The sequence below is a fragment of the Ruegeria sp. CDSC081 genome, assembly GCF_059610485.1.
In genome coordinates this window covers 309,651-330,313 of the sequence record NZ_JBXWNS010000005.1, presented here as the reverse complement: position 1 = coordinate 330,313, position 20,663 = coordinate 309,651, and the positions used below count along the sequence as shown (strand labels likewise).

The following is a 20,663-nucleotide window of genomic DNA, read 5'->3' as shown; positions in this document are numbered from 1 at the left end:
GCAAACCTGTGCTGCTCATTTGTACGTGGTATTGCCAGGGCCCGGTCTGACGACCGGATCGCTGTTTTTTGGCTGTTTCCGTACCTGATTTCTGTGCCGCCGCTTCGGGGCACTGGCCCACGTTTTTTGGGCTCGTTCCTGCTTGAACAACTAGGGTGAAAAATGGCGGTTTCAAATGGTAATCGGCGGCAGGGTGAACTGCCGCCGATCCGGTGTTTTTCTTGGGCGGATTATTGCGCCTGCAATTCCGAAGGGCTCTTGTCGGCGATATCTTTCCAGTTGGTGTCGGCGCGCTCGTTAAAGCCGGGGATGTCGCCTTCCCAACGTTCCTGAATATCTGCGGACAGATTCAGGTACAGCTTGTTGTCGACGATTCTCCAGTAGTTCGGGTCGCCGTCAAACTTGAAGCCCATCGCGGTGCCGAATGCGCAATAGCCACCATATGCGGGCAGGTAGGCTTCGGGGTTTTCTTCAAACGCGACTTTGTTTTCTTCCGAGGCGAAGCGGTACAAGGCTTCGTTGTGCAGCGCAGTGATGCGGTAATCGCCCTTGGTGGCTTCGCCAGCGGTGAAGTAAGCGACCGGGTCATAGCCCTGCAGCGCCAGACCGGTCGAACTTGCGTTCAGTTCGACGCCTGCAGCCAGGGTTGAGCTTGCGATGGCAACAGACAGCGCGACGCCGCCGATAAGGGATTTGATCTTGTTCATTGTTTTCACCTTTCGTGAATCGAGCTGCCGGGGGATTCCGTAATTGAGTCTGGGCAACCCTGATTGTTTTGTTCCGTGCGGTCGGTAATTGGCCGCCACGACCACGAAGTGGGCAGCGTATTGATCACGTTCAAAACAACTAAAGGTGATTGTGTGCTGGCAAACGGATCCTGTGCGTTTCCGCTCAGGATCCTTGGGTGCGCGTATCAGCAAGGATTAGGGTTCAACCCGGAACCGGCGGGGTTCCAGCCAGCCGATGACCGGCTTGCGACTTGCGGCATATCCTGCAACCGAACGTTCCAGCCGATCCGCAAGAACGGGCAACCGGCTGACAGGAACCTTCGGGAACAGATGGTGTTCGCGGTGGTAGAACATCAGATAGGCCAGCCGCGCCAGCACCCCGCGCTGACTGCGCGCGGCAACGCCACTGTCATGCGTGCCCTGATGGGTTATCCAGACCGCAAACAGGGCGGCAAGGCATTGGGCTGTGCTCATCGCAGCCACGTGCAGTAGCAGGGTTTGCGATCCGCTCAGCACAGCAGTGGCGATCACGGCAAGCACCAGCCCCCAGTCGATCAGGATGCGGCGACGGGCCTTGGCGTTGGCGACCCGCCAGGCCGCACGGTTGATGTCGAAGGGAAACCGGGGTCCGTATACCAAGACCTGCGCCAGGGTCATGTGCCCGCAATTCCCCTCGCAATCGCCCGGACCCATGGCGTGTTTGTGATGCAGCAGGTGGCATTGGCAGAAAGCGTGATTAGAACCCAACATAAGCGCGCTGAGCACATGCATCACCAAGGAATCCTGCCGCCGCGACAGCCCGAGATTGCCATGGATCGCTTCGTGGTTCAGGCGCAGGGCGCACAGAAAGAACAGAAAGCTGGCCATAGCACCAAGTGGCCAGAGGGCAGTACTGTAGAGCGTCAGAGACAGCAGCAGCCAGGGCAGCGGCAGCATCAGTTCCTTGATCTTGTCCCAGCGGTTCAGGGGAACCAGGTCGGCCCATTGGATGCCTTTCGGGGCGCGTTCGGGCGGGCGTTTGGGCTGGATCATGTCATGCTCCTTCTTACATCATATTCTGAGATTTCTGTATTGAGAGAAATTTGAGGGTAAAATTTTTAGGGTGACTTGTCCCCTTGTCCCTTGGGCAGCAGCCGGGCGATGCGTCCGCCAAGTTTGACGATTGCCAGTTGAACGCGGCGAGGTAGACGGTTCACATCGACATACCAGTCGTCGAACATTTGCATGGTCTCTAGCGTCTCATCAATCCGCTGGCGCACTTTGGGCGAGGTGCCGTCATTCTGAGCCTCTTGGGCAACGATACGCAGCGCGGCCAGAGTGGGCGCATATTCACGTTCGCGGCGGCCTTCAACCACAGCTTTGGTCAGGTCAAACATGTCCCGGATCGAATGAAAGTGATCGCGCCGGTCACCCAGGTTTCGGCTGGCTTTGATCAGCTTCCAGCCTTGCAGTTCCTTCAGCCCGGTCGAGACGTTCGAGCGGGCCAGCCCGAGCGTTTCACAGATCTCATCTGCAGTCATCGGTTCGGGCGAGATGTGCAATAGCGCGTGGATTTGCGCGACCGAGCGGTTCACACCCCACTTGGTACCCATTTCCCCCCAATGGAGGATAAAGTCGCGCATGGATTCAGTAAGGTGCATGATTGTATCCAGTAATTTCTGTAATGACAGAAATTACAGATAGAAATGATTCGATCAAGAACCAATTAACTCGGGCGGATATCAGGTCTTGGACCCGATCCTGGGTTCGGTGCCAGCTTTGATGCGCGAGATATTGGCGGCATGGCGCCAGTACACAAGCAATGTCAGGACGATTCCCAGAATAAACGTCGACCCGTCACTCAAAACCATGACCCAGGTTGTAGACAGGGACGCTGCTGCAAGGGCCCCAAGCGACGAAATCCGCCAGATGGCAGCGGCCACCAGCCAAGTTATGCAGCAGGCAATGCCCACGCCCCAGTCAAGCGCTAGCCAGAGGCCCAGAAAGGTCGCGACACCCTTGCCACCTTTGAAGCCCAACCAAACTGGAAAACAGTGGCCCAGAAACGCGGCCAATGCGGCGACCTGTACGGCGTCTTCCCCGGCCATGGCACGGGCGAGCAAGACGGCAGCGGCCCCTTTCCCGGCGTCAAAGATCAGAGTCAGCGCGGCGGCGGCCTTGTTGCCGGTGCGAAGTACATTGGTCGCCCCAATATTGCCCGACCCGATATCGCGCAGATTTCCCAGTCCCATCACCTTGGCGATGATCATGCCAAAGGGGATCGACCCCATCAGGTATCCAATCGCGGCCCAGAGGATCAGCTGGGTCATCGTACTGTCGATCAGGGGCATCAGGGTCTCCGGTAAACTTCTTGGCCTGCCACATAGGTTGCGGTGACCTTACCTTGCATCCTCTGGCCGTCAAATGGCGTATTCTGCGATTTGGATCTAAGCGTGAACCGGTCCAGCACAAAGGGCACATCCGGGTCGAACAGAACCAGGTCGGCCGGCGCGCCCTCAGACAGGCGACCGCTGTCCAGGCCCAGTCGTTTAGCCGGGTTCAGAGCCATCGCGCGGAACAGAGTCGGCAAGTCCAGTTGATCAGCATGGTACAGGCGCAAAGCCGCAGGCAGCAACGTCTCCAGCGCCACCGCGCCCGAGGCCGCCTCTTCAAACGGGAGGCGTTTGCTTTCTTCGTCCTGTGGCGTGTGCATGGAACTGATCGTGTCGATCAGACCTGCCCGCACCGCTTCGATGACAGCCTGCCGGTCATCTTCCGACCGCAGCGGAGGTTTGACCTTGAAGAAGGTGCGATAGTCGGCCACGTCCAGCTCATTCAGCGTCAGATGGTGGATCGAGGTTCCAGCAGTGATGTCCAGCCCGTTCCGCTTGGCCCGCTCCAGCGCGGGCAGGGCGCGGGCGGTGGTAATCTGATCGGCGTGATAGGCCGCACCGGTCATTTCCAGCAACGCAATGTCGCGGTCCAGCCCCATACGCTCGGCCATTGGGGAAACGGCGGGCAATCCGCGCAAGGCGGCGAATTTGCCGCTGGTGGCGGCGGCGCCAGCGCTCAGCCCCGGTTCCTGAGGGTGGGCGATCACCAGCGCACCACAGGATTTCGCATAGGTCAGCGCGCGGGTGAACACTTTGGTATCTGCAATGACATGATCACAGTCGGTAAAGGCGACGGCACCGGCATCCAGCAGAAATCCGATTTCGGTCATCTCGCGCCCCTCGCGCCCTTTGGTCAGGGCCGCCATGGGCAGCACGTTGACCGGGGCATCCGCCTGTGCGCGCCGGGTCGCAAATTCCAGCGTTTCCGGCGTGTCCACGGCGGGTAAGGTATCGGGGCGCGTCACGATCGTGGTCACACCCCCTGCCGCCGCCGCCAGGCCTGCGGATTTATAGCTTTCCTTGTGCCGCTCGCCCGGCTCGCAAACCTTGACGCCGAGATCGACGATGCCCGGTGCCAGGCAATGCCCGCCGCAGTCGATGACCTGCGCGTCAATCGACGGGGCCGCACCTTCGCCCTTGGCCACGATACGGCCATCAGCCACATGCACCCATCCCGGTGCGTCCGCGCCAGTTTCGGGGTCGATCAGGCGGGCGTTGGTGAAGATCAGATTGCTCATGCCATGGCCCTTTCAATAGCGGCTTTGGTAGCGGCGGGATCTGCATGATACTTGATCAGGTGCTTGTCCCCGCCTTTTGTGACGATTTGAACAAAGCTACCCATGGTTTTAACAGCCTCGATCTGGTTCAGCGCCACTTTGCGCGGGCCAGGACCGGTCAGAGTAGTGTCTGTCATTTCCCATGCGGCCGTCAGCTCTTCTGAGGCCAGATACCACGCACGAATGCCGATTGCAGCAAGGCCCGCTGGCGCGCCGGTCCAGACATAGGGATTACCGATCAGCCAAAGGATGACCATGGCCCCTGCCATAGCCGCGGCTGCCATCCACGTGTTGGTGCGGATATAGGCCCCTTTGTCGGGCGGGAAAGTCACAGGATCAGCCATAGGGCACCTCCGATAACCAGAAGGATCAGCAGCGCCAGAACCGCAGAGCCCATGCGACGCGGTTTGTCATTTTGCGGTGCGGATTGCGACGCCGAATACGGTTTCGCGCTTTCCGTCTCAATCCGGCCACCTGCCCAGCTTGTTGCTTCTTCGGTGTACAGGCCGATCAGGCGCAGCCTGCGGTCGGGGCGCAAAGCGGCTGCACGACCGCGAAATGCGGCGCTGCGGACTACCAGAACCCAGCCGTCAATCGCATCCAGCGCTGTGCGGTCCAGCTGATCTGCGGACACGTCGCAGCCCTCGGTCAGATAGCCATAGAGGCCAAGGTCTTCGAGGTCCGAGACCGGAAAGACGTCGACCTGCTCGGGATCCAGCCCCGCTACCCCTAGAATCTGATCGGCGGCTCCGGGTTCGCGCAGAAACTTGGCCTCTTCCGGGCGCATGTCGAGTGCGAACAGGCGGATAACGCCGTGTTCATGGGATGCGACGGCCAGATCGCTCATGCGGCCTCGCGCAGATTGCGGGCCAGCAGTTCCATCGCAGCCATGCGGACGGCGACACCCATCTCAACCTGCTCCTGAATGACCGAGCGGTTGATATCATCGGCTAGCGTTCCGTCAATCTCGACCCCGCGGTTCATTGGGCCGGGATGCATTACAATGGCATCGGGTTTGGCCTGCGCCAGTTTGGCGGCATCCAGCCCGTAGCGATGATAGTATTCACGTTCCGAGGGGATGAACCCGCCATCCATCCGCTCTCTCTGAAGGCGCAGCATCATCACGACATCGACGTCTTGAAGGCCTTCGTTCATATCGTCATAGATCTCGGCTCCAAACTCGGCAAATTGGCTGGGGACCAGCGTTGGCGGGCCGATCAGGCGAATGCGGTTTTCCATCTTGCCGAGCAGGATCAAGTTCGACCGCGCCACGCGGGAATGGGCGACGTCGCCGCAGATCGCGATGTTCAACCGGTGCAGGCGACCCTTGGCGCGGCGAATGGTCAACGCATCCAGCAGCGCCTGTGTCGGGTGCTCATGCCGCCCGTCGCCTGCGTTCAGTACGGCGCAATTCACCTTCTGCGCCAACAGATCAATCGCGCCGGAATGCGGGTGCCGCACCACCAGAAGGTCGGGATGCATTGCGTTCAGCGTCATCGCCGTGTCGATCAGCGTCTCACCCTTTTTGATCGAGCTGGCCTGCATTGCCATATTCATCACGTCCGCACCCAGCCGCTTGCCTGCCAGTTCGAAACTGGCCTGAGTACGGGTCGAGTTCTCAAAGAACATGTTGATTTGCGTCAGCCCCGCCAGCACATCCGAGTGCTTGTTCGGTTGCCGGTTCATCTCGACATAGGTCTCGGCCAGATCAAGAATGGCGGTAATATCGGATTGGGACAGGTGCTCGATGCCAAGAAGGTGACGATGGGCGAAACGCATGGGCGGACTCCTGTCTGACAATCGGCCCGCTTATAGAAAGCCGCGCCGCGCAAGGCAACCTTGGGATCAAGGCGTTAGGGCAGTTTCTCGCACCCGCCTTCGGGCAAGCACAGTTCGCCGGGTTTGCACCATTTGCCATAGCCGCAGTCGATCGCCTTAACCGGCACACATCCTTGATGGTTCGAACATTTGAATCCGGGGCGGCATTGTGATCCGGTTTTCTCGCACAAGAACCAACCGGGCTGCGCGCATCCTCCGCCTGGCAGGCAGGATGATCCGGCCGCACAGGTCAAGCCGTCGTCACAGGTGATGGGGCTGCCGCTGGTGGCTGAATCCGGGTCGAATTCGGGGGTGTTTCGCTGGCATTCCCCGCGCGCGTTGCAAAAGCTGTCGCCGGGGCAGTCCAGACGCGTGGTGCATGCGTTGGCCCCTTTGGGTGCGCAGCGCAACCCGCCTGCCACGCAGCGCTCGAACGGCCCGCAGCTGCGGCCGCCGCCGCAATAGGTGCCGCCCAGCGGGATGCAATGATTGTCGAAACTGCATCTTTGCCCACCGGAACAGCACCGACTGCCACAGGCGAACTGCCCCGCGCGGCACTGGTCGTTACGGTCAAACAGCTGCGCCGAAACCGGCCCACTGGCCAAGGCCAGCAGCGCCCAAATTGAGAGGATTCGAAACAGGATCAGCATGATTGCCCCAATGGTCGGTGCGACCGAGCGCGCAATCAAGGCCAATTCGCTTTCCCTCGGTCAAAAGGAGGTTAGATTGAGGTCTATGGAATCGGCTTTGGATTATCACACAGCGCGGGCTCTGCTGGATTGGCAGATTGAACTCGGCGCGACGGATGCGATCGGGGATATCCCGGTGAACCGCTATGCGTTGCCAGACACTACGCCGAAATCCAAAAAGCCCACAGCGGTACAAACGGCGCCGGAAAAGCCCAAGCCGGTCGATGCGTTGGCGATTGCCGATTCAGTCGCCAAGACTGCTGGATCGCTGGACCAGTTGCGCGCTGCGATGGATGCGTTTGATCATTGCGATTTGAAACGTGGTGCGCGCCAGTTGGTGTTTGCCGACGGGACGCCGGGTGCTCGGGTGATGATTATAGGCGAGGCTCCGGGCCGGGATGAAGATCGCGAGGGCAAGCCCTTTGTTGGCCGGGCCGGGCAGTTGCTGGACAGGATGTTGTCCGCGATTGAGCTGAACCGTGCCGAAAACGTCTATATCACCAATGTTCTGCCCTGGCGGCCCCCGCAGAACCGGGATCCCAAGCCCGAAGAGATCGGCATGATGAAGCCGTTTCTGGAGCGCCACGTCGCATTGGCCAAGCCCGAGGTTCTGGTCGTGATGGGCAATATCAGCTGTCAGGCGGTGCTGGGCAAACGCGGTATAACTCGGTTGCGCGGCCAGTGGGATCAGGCTTGGGGGCTGCCGGTCATCCCGATGTTTCACCCTGCTTACTTGCTGCGGCAACCGCCAATGAAACGGCAGGCCTGGGCAGATCTGTTGGAGTTGAAGGCCCGGCTGGAGGGCAAGTGATGCGCATCCTGGCCTTTTCCGACCTGCATATGGCGCGCAGTCGGGCGGTAGAATTGGTTGCCGCCAGCGCCGAGGCGGATCTGGTGATCGGTGCTGGTGATTTCTGCAATATGCGGCAAGGGCTGGATCAGGCGATGGAGATGCTTGCGGGCATTTCGGCCCCTCTGGTCCTAACCCCCGGCAATGCCGAAAGCGTCCAAGAGCTGACAGTGGCTGTGCCCGAAGGTGTCCACGTGCTGCACGGTACCGGGATGACTGTGGACGGGGTGCGCCTGTTTGGTCTGGGATATGGTGTGCCCGTGACGCCTTTTGGCGGTTGGTCCTGCGATCTGACCGAGGCCGAGGCCGCCGAGTTGCTGGATCGGTGCGACGCTGCCGATATTCTGATTACGCATTCTCCGCCCAAAGGGCATGGCGATGTCACGTCGATGGGCGGCGCCGTCGGTTCGGTCGCGGTGCGCGACGCGATCGAGCGGGTGCAGCCGCAGCTTTCTCTGCATGGCCATATCCATGACAGCTGGGGGTATCGCGGGGCAATCGGGCGCACCCAGGTGGCCAATCTGGGGCCCAGACCAAATTGGTTTGAGCTGCATTGATGATCGAAACTGTAACCCTTCTGGCGTTTATCCCGGCTGCGCTCGCTCTGAACCTTACCCCAGGCGCTGATATGATGTTCTGCTTTGGGCAGGGCCTGCGCAAAGGCGCACGGCCCGCGCTCGCGGCCAGCGCCGGTATTTCTGCAGGGTCGATGGTGCATGTCCTGCTGGCTGGGCTTGGGTTTGGCGCGGCGGTATCCACGCTGCCCTGGCTGTTTGATGTGATCCGTTGGTTGGGGGTGGCCTATCTGCTGTATCTGGCCTGGCGTTCGATCAAAAACGGTGCTGCGCCGACCGAGGCACCGGCACATAGCGGGAAACTTGCGTTTCGTGATGGGCTGCTGGTCAATCTCACCAATCCAAAGGTCATCCTGTTCGTGCTGGCCTTCATCCCGCAATTTGTGGACCCGGCCTTGGGGCCAATCTTGCCGCAGTTCCTGACCCTTGGCCTTATCATCGCGCTGGGCGGCTTTGTGGTGAACGGGATGGTCGGCATGTTTGCCGGTGGCACGGGCCGAGTCTTGGTCTCGAACCCGCGTGCGTCGCGTTTCATGGGCTGGGTGACCGGAGGGATTTTTACGGCGCTCGCCATTCGGCTTGCGATTATGGAAAGGGCCTGACGTCATATGTCACGCATCGACGAAAGCAAAGAATTCATTCCAGTTCGGATCGCCGTCCTCACTGTCTCGGATACGCGGACGCTGCCCGAGGACAGATCGGGACAGACTTTGGTGGATCGGATTCAGGCGGCGGGCCATTTGGTCGCGGACCGCAAGATCCTTCCGGATGAGCGCGCCCAGATTGCAGAACAGCTGCGCGTGTGGATCGCAGATCCTGAAATAGATGCCGTCATCTCGACCGGGGGTACCGGCCTGACAGGGCGCGACGTTACAGTCGAGGCGCATCGGGATGTCTACGAGAAGGAAATCGACGCATTCGGCACGGTTTTTACAATCCTGTCGATGCAAAAGATCGGCACCTCTGCCGTCCAGTCGCGCGCCACAGGTGGCGTCGCCGGGGGCACCTATCTGTTTGCATTGCCCGGCAGCCCCGGTGCCTGCAAGGATGCCTGGGATGGAATATTGCTAAAACAGTTCGATTATCGTCACCGGCCCTGCAATTTCGTGGAAATTATGCCCAGATTGGACGAACATCTGCGACGGAAGTAAGCTGGTTACACGTTCAAATGTGTATTACCGCTTTGTGGCTTGGCATTTTTCGGGGCAAAGCTACCTTCTGAAATGCCAGCCTGATGCGAACGGGGTGATAGTAAATGCGCTTTCTGAGGCAGAGCCTTGCCGGAGTTTTCCTGACGTCCTTGACGTTGGCACTCTTGTTTGTGGCGGTTCAGATGATCGCGGGTGCAGTGCAGGATGTTCTGACGCGCGAGGATGCCGCTCCGCAGGCGCGGGAGCGCATTTTTGCGGTTACTGTCCGGAATGCCGAAGTGGAAACCGTAACGCCTTATCTTGAAGCATTTGGTGAGGTGCAAAGCCGCCGCCGCCTGGAACTGCGTGCAGCGCTTGGTGGCCGTGTGATAACCTTGTCCGAAGATTTCGAAGATGGCGGTGCTGTCACTGCAGGAGAGGTTCTGGTCGAGCTTGATCCGGCGGATGCACAATCGGCGCTGGACCGCGCCAAGTCGGACCTGCTGGATGCTCAGTTTGAGGAACGCGATGCCGAACGGTCGCTGCTGCTGGCGCAGGATGAGCTGAACTCGGCCGAGGCGCAGGCCGAATTGCGGGGACGTGCCCTGCAGCGTCAAAAAGACTTGAAAAGCCGGGGAGTGGGCGCGGCGGCATCCGTGGAAGAGGCGGAACTGGCCGAGGCATCGGCACAGCAATCTGTTTTGGCCCGGAGGATCGCGCTGGCACAGGCGGAATCGCGCGTCGATCAGGCGACGACGTTGCTGTCGCGTGCTCGTATCGCACTGGCCGCCGCCGAACGTGATTTGGAAGACATGACCATCCATGCCCGGTTCGGGGGCACATTGACCGACGTAACTTTGGTCGAGGGTCGCCTCGTGTCAGCCAACGAAAAACTGGCCGAATTGGTTGATCCTAAAGCACTTGAGGTGGCCTTTCGCGTCTCGACCGCGCAATTCGTGCGCCTGCTGGATGCTGAAGGGGATCTGATCAATTCCCCGGTCACTGTATCGCTAGAGGTTACAGGAGCAGATCTTGCGGCGCAGGGCCGCATAAGCCGCGATAGCGGCTCGGCCGGAGAAGGGCAAACCGGTCGCCTGCTTTATGCCTTGCTCGAGGATACTTCGGGATTCAAGCCCGGTGATTTCGTGACAGTCTCGGTTCAGGAACAGCCGCTTGAGAACGTGGTGCGCCTGCCGTCTTCGGTTCTGGATTCAGCAGGGACGGTTCTGATTCTGGGCAAGGATGACCGGCTTGAGGTTCTACCAGTGCAGTTGATCCGCCGTCAGGGGGATGAGGTGCTGCTGCGCGGGCGGGGGTTGGAAAGTCGCGAGGTTGTCATTGGTCGAACGCCTCTGCTTGGGGCCGGTGTCCGGGTCAGGCCGCTGCGGGATGAGGCCAACGCAGGGGGCCAGACGGATATGGTCGAGCTGTCCGAGGAACAGCGTGCCCAGCTGGTGGCGCAGGTCGAAGCCAGTGATGCATTGCCTCAAGATGTCAAAGCCCGCGTGCTGGGCCAACTGGGCGAAGCCAAGGTTCCCGCGTCGTTGGTGCGCAGCATCGAAAACCGAGCCGGAGGTTAGGCGCGATGATGCGCGAAATTCCCGGCGCGGCTGGGGGGATACTCAGCTATTTCACGCGCCACAGGACGGTCGCCAACCTGCTGCTGCTAGTTATGCTGGTGCTGGGCGCGGCGGCCATCCCGAATATGCGGGCGCAGTTCTTTCCCGATGTGATCCTTGAACGGGTGGATGTCAGCGTTAGCTGGGATGGAGCTGGCCCTGAAGATGTTGATAATGGCATCGTTCAGTTGTTGGAGCCGGCCCTTCTGGCCGTTGAAGGCGTGTCCAGCACCTCTTCGACTTCGCGCGAGGGCACAGCCCAGATCCGGATGGAGTTCGAGCCGAACTGGGATATGTCTCGCGCGGTCGAAGAGGTCAGAACAGCGGTCGACAGTGTCACCAACCTGCCAGACGACGCTGATGAGCCGACCATCCGACGCGGCGCCTGGCGCGATCGCGTCACGGATGTTGTCGTCACTGGCCCTGTCGATCCTGAACAGCTGGCCAAGTTCACCGATGAGCTGATCAACCGTTTGTTCGCTGTTGGCGTGACCCGCACCACGATCCGGGGCCTCGCCGCGCCGCGCGTTGTAGTCGAGGTGCCCACAGCACAGCTGATCGCCAACGACATCACCCTATCCGAGATCGCCTTAGCCATCGCTGCCGAGGTCAACGCCAATCCGGCAGGGGATGTAACAGGGGCCAATGCGCGCATTCGCACCGGCACCGAAAAGCGCAGCCCGGAAGAGATCGAAGGGATTACGCTGCGCAATTTCACCGATGGCTCAAAGCTGTTGATCGGTGATGTGGCGCAGATCCGGATCGAGGGGGTTACCCGAAACCGCAGCTATTTTGTTGGCAAGAACCCGGCAATGTCCGTCCGTGTGGACCGGTCAAATCTGGGCGACGCGATAGAAATTCAACACACGGTCGAAGATGTCGTCTCGCAGATGCAAGCCAGCCTGCCCGAGGGCGTAAAGGCCGAGCTGATCCGGACACGGGCGCAAGCGATCACCGACCGGCTGGATATTCTGGTCGATAACGGGCTGGTTGGGCTGGGTCTTGTGGTCTGCCTTCTGTTTCTGTTTCTGAATGCGCGGATTGCCTTTTGGGTTGCCGCGGGTATCCCGGTGGCAATGTCGGCGGCGATTGCGTTCATGTATATTGGTGGCCTGTCGATCAACATGGTGTCGTTGTTCGGCTTGATTATCACTCTGGGTATCGTCGTGGATGACGCCATCGTTGTGGGTGAACATGCCGATTTTCGCGCGCGACGGCTGGGTGAGCCACCAATGGTGGCCGCCGAACGCGCCGCACGTCGCATGGCGATGCCGGTCTTTGCTGCGACGCTGACCACGGTTATCGCCTTTTTCGGCCTGACTGCGATTGGTGGCCGTTTCGGAGAGTTGATCCGCGACATCCCCTTCACGGTGATAGCGGTATTGATCGCCTCGCTGATCGAATGCTTTCTGATTCTGCCCAACCATATGGCCCACGCGATTGCGCACTCTGCCAAGGAACATTGGTATGATCTGCCGAACCGTGTGGTTAACAAGGGGTTTCGCTGGGTGCGTGATACGCTGTTCCGACCGCTGATCGCCTGGGTAATCTGGGCACGCTATGTGGTGGTGTCGGCGATGATCGTCATTCTGGCCAGCCAGATTTCCCTGTTCATCCGCGGGGACGTGAACTGGCGGTTCTTCAATGCGCCCGAGCGTGGATCGGTTACAGGCAATTTTATCATGGCCGAGGGCGCAGGCCGCGCGGATACGTTGGCCATGATGCACCAACTACAGACCTCGGTAGAGGCGCTTGGCCAACGCTATGAAGAGCGGCACGGGCGCAACCCCATTGATTACGTGCTGGCCGAGATCGGGGGATCCGCGGGCCGTGCACTTTCGGCAGCGGATGGCAAGGACACGGATTTGCTGGGCGGGATTTCGATCGAGTTGATAGATGCCGACCTGCGCCCCTATTCGAGCTTCGAGTTTGTCGGAGAGTTGCAGGAAATGGCGCCAAGCCATCCCAAACTTGAGCTGCTCAGCTTCAGGGGCTGGCGGTCTGGTCCGGGAGGAGATGCGATTGATGTGCAGCTCTACGGCGCCGATGTGAACACGCTTAAAACGGCTTCCGAGGACTTGCAGGTCGCGCTTTCGAAATACCCTGAGGTTTCAGCGCTGGAAGACAATCTGGCCTATGACAAGGAAGAATACATTTTGGATCTGACCGCGCAGGGACAGGCGCTGGGCTTTCGGATCGAAACATTGGGCCGGGTGCTGCGGGACCGTCTGAACGGGATCGAGGCCGCGACCTTTCCTGATGGCCCGCGCAGTGCCGAGATCCGGGTTGAATTGCCTGAAGGAGAACTGACCGCCGATTTCCTGGAACGCACACTGATGCGCACGCCCGATGGAGTCTATGTCCCGTTGGCCGATATCGTTTCGGTTCAGCGTAAATCCGGATTCTCGACCGTGCGGCGTGAAAACGGGCTGCGGGTGATTTCGGTCTATGGCGATATCTCCGAGGATGATCCAACACGCGCGGCCGAGATCGCCCGTGCGATGAGCGAGGAAATTCTGCCCAATATCGCAGCCACACGTCAGGTCGAGTGGACCATGGCAGGTCTGAGCGAGCAGGAAGAAGAGTTTCTGTCCGAAGCCCGTACCGGTCTGATCCTGTGCCTGACGGGCATCTATCTGGTGCTGGCCTGGGTCTTTGCCAGTTGGACCCGACCATTGGTGGTGATGGCGATCATTCCGTTTGGTTTGGTCGGAACCATTTGGGGTCATTATATCTGGGAGGTTCCGCTCAGCATGTTCACGGTCGTTGGCCTGCTTGGGATGACCGGAATCATCATCAACGACTCGATTGTTCTGGTGACGACGATTGACGAGTATCAGCAGACTCGTGGGCTGATGCCCTCCATCGTCGAGGGGACATCGGACAGATTGCGGCCAGTAATGCTGACGACGCTGACCACGGTTCTGGGCCTGACCCCACTGTTGTACGAAGGATCGCAGCAGGCACAGTTCCTCAAACCGACTGTGATCACGCTGGTCTATGGGTTGGCGTTTGGGATGGTGCTGGTATTGCTACTCGTTCCTGCCCTGCTGGGGATCCTGAACGATCTGTCGCGGCCAATGACGGCCATGCGTCGCGCAATTCGGGCGCCGGATCGTGTGGTGCAGGGGGCGCTTGTTGTCACCGGGTTTGCCTTGATGCTCTGGTTTGCGTTGACGATGATCTGGCCTGCGGTGACCGGGTCTCCACCGGGCCTTGTTTCGGGGCTTTATGCCGGGCCAGAGGGCCCCTCAATCCTGCGGATGGGGTTTGGAGCTTTTACTGCCGGCGCCACGGTGATTCTGGTGGTGAGCATTGTTTTGTCGGGCCTGTTGTACGCCCGTCTCAAAGGACGCACCGCCTAGCCCTGACGTAGTGCGGTTTCCAACAGGTTTGTGACCCGGTCACTCATGGGCAGTGCGCCTTGTCGGATCAAGTCCAGTGGGAACCAGCGTGCATCCATTGCGTCATCCCCCGCAACCGGTTGCCCGGTCTGATACTGGCAGGCCACGCCAACCAACAGGTAATGAGACAGAACCGCGCCATGAGCGTCGCGGCGCAACAGGTCCAGATTGTCCAGATACCGCAACGGCTCGGCAATCACCGAGGTTTCTTCGCGCAGTTCCCGCTGTGCTGCCTGCAGGACGGTTTCGCCCCATTCCACATGGCCGCCGGGAAAGCCCCATAGCCCCTTATCCGGTTGCTTGCTACGCTGAACCAGAAGGACGTGCCCGTCATGAATGACGACCGCAAGCGCACCGATTTTCGGAGTTTGCATCATGGGGTCAGCCAGCGCTGCACCCCAGAATGTCCACCGCGTGATTGGCACCCAGAACAGTGATCCGGATCTTTGAGCGATCCAGCGCAAACGGACCGCCCGAGGCGTTGATCACCTCGGATGTGGCGACCAGAGTACCGCCCTGCCGTTTGGCGTCGGTTTGCGAGGCCCACAGCTCGGGGTTGCCGGGCTCGATCACGGCAACCTCGCGGCCACCGGCGGAAGGCATGGTGACGCGCGCCTCGATCTGCATTCCGTCAGACGTCGGGGTCAGGTGGCACCGCGCGTTGGCGACCCGGGCTTCTTTGGCGGAATAGGGACGCTTGGCCAGTGCCGCCGCGATCGTCGGGTTGCGCTCTGCTTCGGCGTTCAGGGTATGATCGAAGCCCAAACGTTCCGGGATGCAGACGTCTTTGCAGACCCCCAGATCCACCGTGCCTTTCAGCCGCACGGGTTTGGCCGGGTTCTTCGGCGAAATCTCGACCGGCAGGACCATTTGATTTTCGTATCCAATCGACTGCAGGCCATTCTGGTCAAAGACATCCGGCGCGGGCCATGTGATCGACACGCTGCCGACATTGGTTGATCTTTTCCAGTCGAACTGTGGCGGAATGCCCGCATCGCCCGGCGCCCGCCAATAGGTCTTCCAGCCGTCCTGCAGGGTCACCCGCAGCGCCCCAAGATAGGCTCCATTTGCTGTGCGCCCGCCGTCCAGGATATCCAATTCGGCCACCGAGCCGACCACTTGTGCAGATGCCGGTCCAATCGCGCCAACGGTCACGGCAAGCGCGGCTGCCAGAAATGTCTTGTGAATGTTCATACCCTATAGATGCGTGGTCTCGAGGCGAATTCCAAGTCACGTTCGGGTCACTCGAATGAAATCTAGCGAAATCGCCGCTCGTCCCTTGCCAATACCGGGACTGCGGGGGCATTGTTGATGGGAGCTCAGCAAGAGATGTCGTCTTATGGATCTGACCGGTAAACTGTTGATTGCGATGCCTGGGATGGGCGATCCGCGTTTCGATCATTCGGTTGTCTATATTTGCAGCCATGGCGACGATGGCGCGATGGGTCTGATCATCAACAAACCTTCGGATTTACGCATAAAGACGCTGCTGGGTCAGTTGAATATCGCTTGCCGTATCCCGATCGTGGGTGAGCGTCTGGTGCATTTCGGCGGCCCGGTCGAGATGTCGCGCGGATTCGTCCTGCACAGCGCCGATTATGACGCGAACCTCCATTCCCTGCAGATTTCGGACGATTTCAGCATGACAGCAACGTTGGACGTGCTTGAAGACCTGGCCTCGGGGCAAGGGCCGCTGAATTCTATGCTGACGCTAGGGTATTCAGGCTGGGGACCCGGGCAGCTTGAGGATGAGATCGCGATGAACGGATGGCTCACAACCGATGCGGATTCGAAGCTGGTGTTCGATGTCCCCGATGATCAGAAATGGGAGGCGGCGCTGGCAACGCTGGGCGTCGATCCTCTGACTTTGTCGGCCAGCGCAGGGCGCGCCTGATCAACTGTCACGTGGCGCTGCGGCCCGGCGCAACCGGTCGTTGATAGCGGCACCCAATCCGTGGTCCGGAATAGGGGACACGGCAATCGGGCGTCCGGTGCTGTTGAGCTTGTGCAAAGCGGCAAACAGATTGGCCGCCGCCTCGGTCAGGTTGCCATCAGCGGACAGGTTCAGGTCGCATTCGACCGGCCCAAATCCCAAGAGAATCTCGTCACCATGTGTAGTCTGCGCGTGCAACCGGACCGCCACGTCCGGGGCGTAATGCGACAGCATCTGTCCGGGTGCTGTTAGCGTGTCGCCCGATTGGTGTAGATGCAATGCCGAGCCGAGAGCTGCCTCGATCTGGTCCAAAGCCACCCCTCCGGGGCGTAGCAGAGCAGGTTCTCCAGCGAGGCCGACAATGGTGGATTCCAGCCCGACACCACAGGGACCATCATCCAGAATGGCAGCGATGCGCCCGTCCAGACCGGCGCGGACATGCGCGGCTGTTGTCGGGCTGATCTGTCCCGAAGGGTTGGCCGAGGGCGCAGCGACCGGCCCGTCGAACATCTCGAGAATAGCCCGGGCAGAAGGATGCGCAGGCACCCGAACCGCCAATGTATCCAGCCCGGCAGTGACAAGCGACGATACACCGTGCCCTTCCCGCAGCGGCAGAACCAGAGTCAGCGGGCCGGGCCAGAACGCCTGTGCCAAAGCCTCGGCCTGATCTGACCATTCAACAAACCTGCGCGCGGACTCTACCGATGCGACATGCGCAATCAGAGGGTTGAAACTGGGCCGGCCCTTGGCGGCATAGATGCTGGCGACAGCCTCTCCGTTGCGGGCATCCCCACCCAGCCCATAGACCGTTTCAGTCGGGAAAGCGACCAGCTGTCCCTGCCTCAAAAGATCCGCAGCCTGAGCAATTCCCGCCGGGTCGGCTGACAGTTCGAGTGTACCGTTAGAGATCATTGTGAGTGACGCCGCGTTTTGATTGCTTGTAGCATAAGGATGGGTACGTAATCGTTCAAACCCAGATGAATAACGGCGAGTCAGCGGATTTCCAACCCCGGCGTCGCGGACCGTTCAAGACAGCCCCGAGGTAATATTATGCCCTATCGCGCACCAGTTGCAGATTACGAATTTCTGTTCCGTCATGCGGTTGATTTTGATCGTATTGCAGCGACCGACAAGTTCGCGGAAGCAAGCGAAGACGTCGTAAGCGCGATCCTGACCGAGGCTGGAAAGCTCTGCGAAGAGGTTATGGCGCCGCTTCAGCGAAACGGAGACCTGGAGCCCGCGCGTCTGGAAAACGGCGTGTTGCGTACCTCGCCAGGATTTAGCGACGGTTGGAACGCTATTGCCGAGGGGGGCTGGATCGGCATGAGTGCCGATCCCGAGTATGGCGGTATGGGGCTGCCGATGACCTTGACCACTGCCGTCAACGAGATGATGTCTGCGGCCTGCCTGTCACTGCAACTGGCGCCGCTCATGACGCAGGGCCAGATCGAAGCACTAGAGCACCACGCAAGTGATGAGCTGAAAAACCTGTACCTGCCCAAAATGATCGCTGGTGAATGGTCGGGCACGATGAACCTGACCGAGCCGCAGGCGGGATCGGATGTGGGTGCGCTGACGTCGAAGGCAGAACCGAATGGAGATGGCACCTATTCGGTGTCTGGTCAGAAGATCTTCATTTCCTGGGGTGATAACGATTTTGCTGAAAACGTGTGCCATCTGGTGTTGGCACGCCTGCCCGATGCTGTTCCCGGAACCAAGGGAATATCGCTGTTTCTGGTGCCCAAATACTTGCCGGACGAGAATGGCAATCCGGGTGTGGCAAATGACCTGAAAGTGGTTTCGCTCGAGCACAAGATGGGCCTGCATGGTTCGCCAACTTGCGTGATGCAGTATGATGGTGCCAAAGGCTGGCTTGTGGGTAAGGAACATGGCGGAATGGCTGCGATGTTCACCATGATGAACAACGCGCGACTAGGCGTCGGCGGACAGGGTATCGGTGCCGCCGAAGGCGCCTATCAGCAGGCCCTGGAATATGCGCTTGAGCGGAAGCAAGGCAAGACACCTTCGGGCACAATCCTCGATCACGCCGATGTACGCCGGATGCTAATGAGTATGCGTGCGGATACTTTTGCTGCGCGCGCGATCATGCTTGCAAACGCAGCCGCGATTGATATGGCCAATGCAACAGGCGACGCGGACTGGGTTTCGCGCGCGGCCTTGTTGACGCCGATAAACAAGGCCTTCGGTACCGAAACCGGTATGCGGGTTTCGGAAGAAGGCGTGCAGGTCCATGGCGGTATTGGCTTTATCGAGGAGACCGGCGCGGCACAGTTCTATCGCGACGTCCGTGTGACCGCGATTTACGAGGGCACCAACGGCATTCAGGCCATGGACCTTGTCGCACGCAAGATGATGGATGGCGGCGAAGCGGCGTCCCGTTTGCTGGACGAAATCGAGGATCACGCCGAACGCGCGCGTGGGTCGATGCCGGAACTGGCGGGTCCTGTCTGGGAGGCCACGGAAAGCCTGCGTGAAACGACCGAGTGGCTGATATCGCAGTCCGACATGAACACGCGATTTGCCGGCGCCGTGCCCTATCTGAAGGCATTCGCCCGCGTTCTGGGCGGTCACTATCACCTCAAGGCGGCCCTGGCCGAGCCAAACGGCACCCGTTTCAAGCTGGCACGCTTTTATATCAATGCGCTGTTGCCTGAGTTTTCGGGGCTTTTGGTTCAGGCGCAGAACGGTGCAGATGACGTCTTTGCTCTCAGCGCCGAGGAAATGGTAGCTGCCTGATGGACGGTGATACACATTTGACGATCCGCTATCCTTGGCCCGAGGCTCCGGCCCTGGGCGAGGCCGTTGAAATTGCCGAAGGCGTGCTTTGGATGCGGTTGCCGCTGCCTATGGCGCTGGATCACGTCAATATCTATGCGCTGGATGATGGTGACGGATGGACGGTGATCGACACTGGCATGTCCTCGAACAAGACGCGCCGTATTTGGGCGGACCTGATGGCGGGACCGCTGGGGGGCAAACCCGTGACGCGCGTGGTGGTGACACATCACCATCCCGATCACGTTGGCAATGCTGGTTGGTTTCAATCTGAACACGGGGCCGAGCTGGTCACGTCGCGTACCGCATGGCTGTTTGCACGGATGCTGACGCTGGATGTGCAGGAAAACTGGCCGCAGGAAACGCTGGATTACTACCGAAGCGCCGGGATGGATGCCGATTTCCTTGCCAAAAGGATGACAGAACGGCCCTTCAATTTCTGCGACACGGTCTATCCGATGCCGCTGGGCTTTACCCGGATCAAACAGGGCAGCGTCATTCGTATGGGTGGGCGCGACTGGGATGTTCATATGGGCAATGGCCACGCTCCCGAACATGCAACTTTTTGGAGCCGTGACGATAATCTGGTGATCACGGGCGACCAGGTTCTCAGCTCGATCAGCCCCAATCTGGGCGTCTATGTTACCGAGCCCATGGCGGATCCCGTGGCGGAGTGGATGGAAGCCTGCGAGCGCCTGCAAGACCTGGCGCGCCCGGATCATATGGCGCTGGGCGGGCACAAACTGCCCTTTACCGGCCTGCCGGTCAGGATGAGGCAGTTGATCGACAATCACCACAGCGCGCTGGACCGTCTGCAGAATTATCTGGACCAGCCCAAAACCGCTGCTGAGTGCTTTGTGCCCTTGTTCAAACGCCAGATCGGTGAAGGAGAGTATGGGCTTGCTCTGGTCGAAGCAGTTGCACATCTGAACCATCTCTACCACATTGGTGCTGTTACCCGAACGCGGCGCGCGGACGGGGCGTGGGAGTTTCAGCGCAAAGGGTAGAAGGCATGGACAAGATCGAAACCTCAGCCGAGGCAGCGGAATCAGCAGCATTGCCCCGATGTTACGAGGTGCATGCCAACCCGGATGCGAAATCCGGCGCCAAGGACCTGCCCGGCCAGTTGCAAAAGCCCGTAGCCACCAAAAGCTCGGCGCAATGGGCCTATGAACGGTTGATCCTGTATATCCAGAATTTCGAGAATACGCTGGATGCGGATCATGAGGTCGCCATGGGATTTACTGGCGGTGATGCCGGGGTAATGCGGATCGAAGGGATGGGCTATTTCGACCCTGATATCATCACTTTTTACGGTGCAGATGGGTCCGGGGCGCGAACCCAGCTCGTGCAGCATGTCAGCCAGTTGAATGTGATGCTGCGAGCGCTGCCCAAATCGGTCGAGGATAAGCCCGCCAATCGCATCGGATTCCGGCTGGCGGCTGATCTGGAAGAAAACTGATAGCCTGACT

22 protein-coding genes are annotated in these 20,663 nt (G+C 59.8%); 10 read left to right on the top strand and 12 right to left on the bottom strand.

Translation table 11 applies throughout. From position 1 onward, the window contains the following. Positions 1-230: 230 nt before the first annotated feature. From AC2FH9_RS11540 to AC2FH9_RS11500, 9 genes are all read right to left on the bottom strand, one after another. Positions 231-707, bottom strand: a complete 477-nt coding sequence (locus AC2FH9_RS11540) for a YHS domain-containing (seleno)protein (RefSeq protein ID WP_271948672.1) — start codon at positions 705-707, stop codon at positions 231-233. A 216-nt stretch (positions 708-923) separates the two neighbouring features. Next, on the bottom strand, positions 924-1,760 hold the full coding sequence (locus tag AC2FH9_RS11535) for a fatty acid desaturase (RefSeq protein WP_496709231.1): 837 nt from the start codon (positions 1,758-1,760) through the stop codon (positions 924-926). A 65-nt stretch (positions 1,761-1,825) separates the two neighbouring features. Continuing rightward, positions 1,826-2,368, bottom strand: coding sequence for a GbsR/MarR family transcriptional regulator (locus AC2FH9_RS11530; protein ID WP_496676669.1), 543 nt, complete (start codon positions 2,366-2,368; stop codon positions 1,826-1,828). A gap of 81 nt (positions 2,369-2,449) precedes the next feature. Beyond that, positions 2,450-3,058: a glycerol-3-phosphate 1-O-acyltransferase PlsY gene (gene plsY, locus AC2FH9_RS11525; protein WP_142635346.1), complete on the bottom strand. Its 609-nt coding sequence runs from the start codon at positions 3,056-3,058 to the stop codon at positions 2,450-2,452. Beyond that, entirely contained in the window at positions 3,058-4,338 is a 1,281-nt protein-coding gene (gene pyrC, locus AC2FH9_RS11520) for a dihydroorotase (protein WP_496696513.1), read from the bottom strand. The genes plsY and pyrC overlap by 1 nt, the downstream gene beginning before the upstream one ends. Next, positions 4,335-4,721 carry a hypothetical protein gene (locus AC2FH9_RS11515; protein ID WP_496871599.1) on the bottom strand — a complete coding sequence of 129 codons (387 nt, stop codon included), beginning with the start codon at positions 4,719-4,721 and terminating at the stop codon, positions 4,335-4,337. Before AC2FH9_RS11515 ends, pyrC begins: the two co-directional genes overlap by 4 nt. After that, on the bottom strand, positions 4,706-5,224 hold the full coding sequence (locus AC2FH9_RS11510) for a hypothetical protein (RefSeq protein ID WP_496693549.1): 519 nt from the start codon (positions 5,222-5,224) through the stop codon (positions 4,706-4,708). Before AC2FH9_RS11510 ends, AC2FH9_RS11515 begins: the two co-directional genes overlap by 16 nt. Beyond that, entirely contained in the window at positions 5,221-6,156 is a 936-nt protein-coding gene (locus tag AC2FH9_RS11505) for an aspartate carbamoyltransferase catalytic subunit (RefSeq protein ID WP_496871597.1), read from the bottom strand. Before AC2FH9_RS11505 ends, AC2FH9_RS11510 begins: the two co-directional genes overlap by 4 nt. A gap of 74 nt (positions 6,157-6,230) precedes the next feature. Then, positions 6,231-6,890, bottom strand: coding sequence for a scavenger receptor class F, member 2 (locus AC2FH9_RS11500; RefSeq protein WP_496749980.1), 660 nt, complete (start codon positions 6,888-6,890; stop codon positions 6,231-6,233). Between the two features lie 40 nt (positions 6,891-6,930). Here AC2FH9_RS11500 and AC2FH9_RS11495 point away from each other — a divergent pair, with 40 nt between their 5' ends. The 6 genes from AC2FH9_RS11495 to AC2FH9_RS11470 all read left to right on the top strand — a co-directional run bounded on the left by AC2FH9_RS11495 (position 6,931) and on the right by AC2FH9_RS11470 (position 14,423). Then, on the top strand, positions 6,931-7,695 hold the full coding sequence (locus AC2FH9_RS11495) for a uracil-DNA glycosylase (RefSeq protein WP_496871666.1): 765 nt from the start codon (positions 6,931-6,933) through the stop codon (positions 7,693-7,695). Next, positions 7,695-8,291 carry a metallophosphoesterase family protein gene (locus AC2FH9_RS11490; RefSeq protein WP_496696506.1) on the top strand — a complete coding sequence of 199 codons (597 nt, stop codon included), beginning with the start codon at positions 7,695-7,697 and terminating at the stop codon, positions 8,289-8,291. The genes AC2FH9_RS11495 and AC2FH9_RS11490 overlap by 1 nt, the downstream gene beginning before the upstream one ends. Next, a complete protein-coding gene (locus AC2FH9_RS11485; RefSeq protein ID WP_496696504.1) occupies positions 8,291-8,911 on the top strand; it encodes a LysE family translocator in 621 nt (206 codons plus the stop codon). Before AC2FH9_RS11490 ends, AC2FH9_RS11485 begins: the two co-directional genes overlap by 1 nt. A gap of 6 nt (positions 8,912-8,917) precedes the next feature. Then, complete coding sequence (gene moaB / locus AC2FH9_RS11480) at positions 8,918-9,460, top strand: molybdenum cofactor biosynthesis protein B (protein WP_496696503.1); 543 nt, start codon at positions 8,918-8,920, stop codon at positions 9,458-9,460. A 104-nt stretch (positions 9,461-9,564) separates the two neighbouring features. Next, on the top strand, positions 9,565-11,019 hold the full coding sequence (locus AC2FH9_RS11475) for an efflux RND transporter periplasmic adaptor subunit (protein WP_496785873.1): 1,455 nt from the start codon (positions 9,565-9,567) through the stop codon (positions 11,017-11,019). 5 nt (positions 11,020-11,024) lie between these two features. Further along, positions 11,025-14,423: an efflux RND transporter permease subunit gene (locus tag AC2FH9_RS11470; RefSeq protein WP_496709225.1), complete on the top strand. Its 3,399-nt coding sequence runs from the start codon at positions 11,025-11,027 to the stop codon at positions 14,421-14,423. On the opposite strand, the gene AC2FH9_RS11465 is transcribed toward AC2FH9_RS11470, so the two are convergent. Both AC2FH9_RS11465 and AC2FH9_RS11460 read right to left on the bottom strand, forming a co-directional pair. Then, positions 14,420-14,836 carry an NUDIX hydrolase gene (locus AC2FH9_RS11465; protein WP_496696497.1) on the bottom strand — a complete coding sequence of 139 codons (417 nt, stop codon included), beginning with the start codon at positions 14,834-14,836 and terminating at the stop codon, positions 14,420-14,422. The two genes, AC2FH9_RS11470 and AC2FH9_RS11465, sit on opposite strands and share 4 nt — an antisense overlap. Positions 14,837-14,843: 7 nt before the next feature. Next, positions 14,844-15,656 (bottom strand): protein-disulfide reductase DsbD domain-containing protein, encoded by an 813-nt coding sequence (locus AC2FH9_RS11460; RefSeq protein WP_496871592.1) that lies wholly within the window; start codon positions 15,654-15,656, stop codon positions 14,844-14,846. 145 nt (positions 15,657-15,801) lie between these two features. On the opposite strand from AC2FH9_RS11460, the gene AC2FH9_RS11455 reads away from it, so the two are divergent. After that, complete coding sequence (locus tag AC2FH9_RS11455; protein WP_496700966.1) at positions 15,802-16,356, top strand: YqgE/AlgH family protein; 555 nt, start codon at positions 15,802-15,804, stop codon at positions 16,354-16,356. Here the strand turns inward: AC2FH9_RS11455 and AC2FH9_RS11450 are convergent, their stop codons facing one another. After that, a complete protein-coding gene (locus AC2FH9_RS11450; protein WP_496701792.1) occupies positions 16,357-17,307 on the bottom strand; it encodes an L-threonylcarbamoyladenylate synthase in 951 nt (316 codons plus the stop codon). It abuts the gene before it with no gap. A 138-nt stretch (positions 17,308-17,445) separates the two neighbouring features. On the opposite strand from AC2FH9_RS11450, the gene AC2FH9_RS11445 reads away from it, so the two are divergent. The 3 genes from AC2FH9_RS11445 to AC2FH9_RS11435 are packed head-to-tail and all read left to right on the top strand — an operon-like array spanning position 17,446 to position 20,653. Next, positions 17,446-19,152, top strand: coding sequence for an acyl-CoA dehydrogenase (locus AC2FH9_RS11445; RefSeq protein WP_496871590.1), 1,707 nt, complete (start codon positions 17,446-17,448; stop codon positions 19,150-19,152). Further along, entirely contained in the window at positions 19,152-20,198 is a 1,047-nt protein-coding gene (locus tag AC2FH9_RS11440) for an MBL fold metallo-hydrolase (protein ID WP_142635372.1), read from the top strand. The genes AC2FH9_RS11445 and AC2FH9_RS11440 overlap by 1 nt, the downstream gene beginning before the upstream one ends. Positions 20,199-20,203: 5 nt before the next feature. Beyond that, positions 20,204-20,653 (top strand): DUF6173 family protein, encoded by a 450-nt coding sequence (locus AC2FH9_RS11435; RefSeq protein ID WP_142635374.1) that lies wholly within the window; start codon positions 20,204-20,206, stop codon positions 20,651-20,653. Positions 20,654-20,663 lie beyond the last annotated feature (10 nt).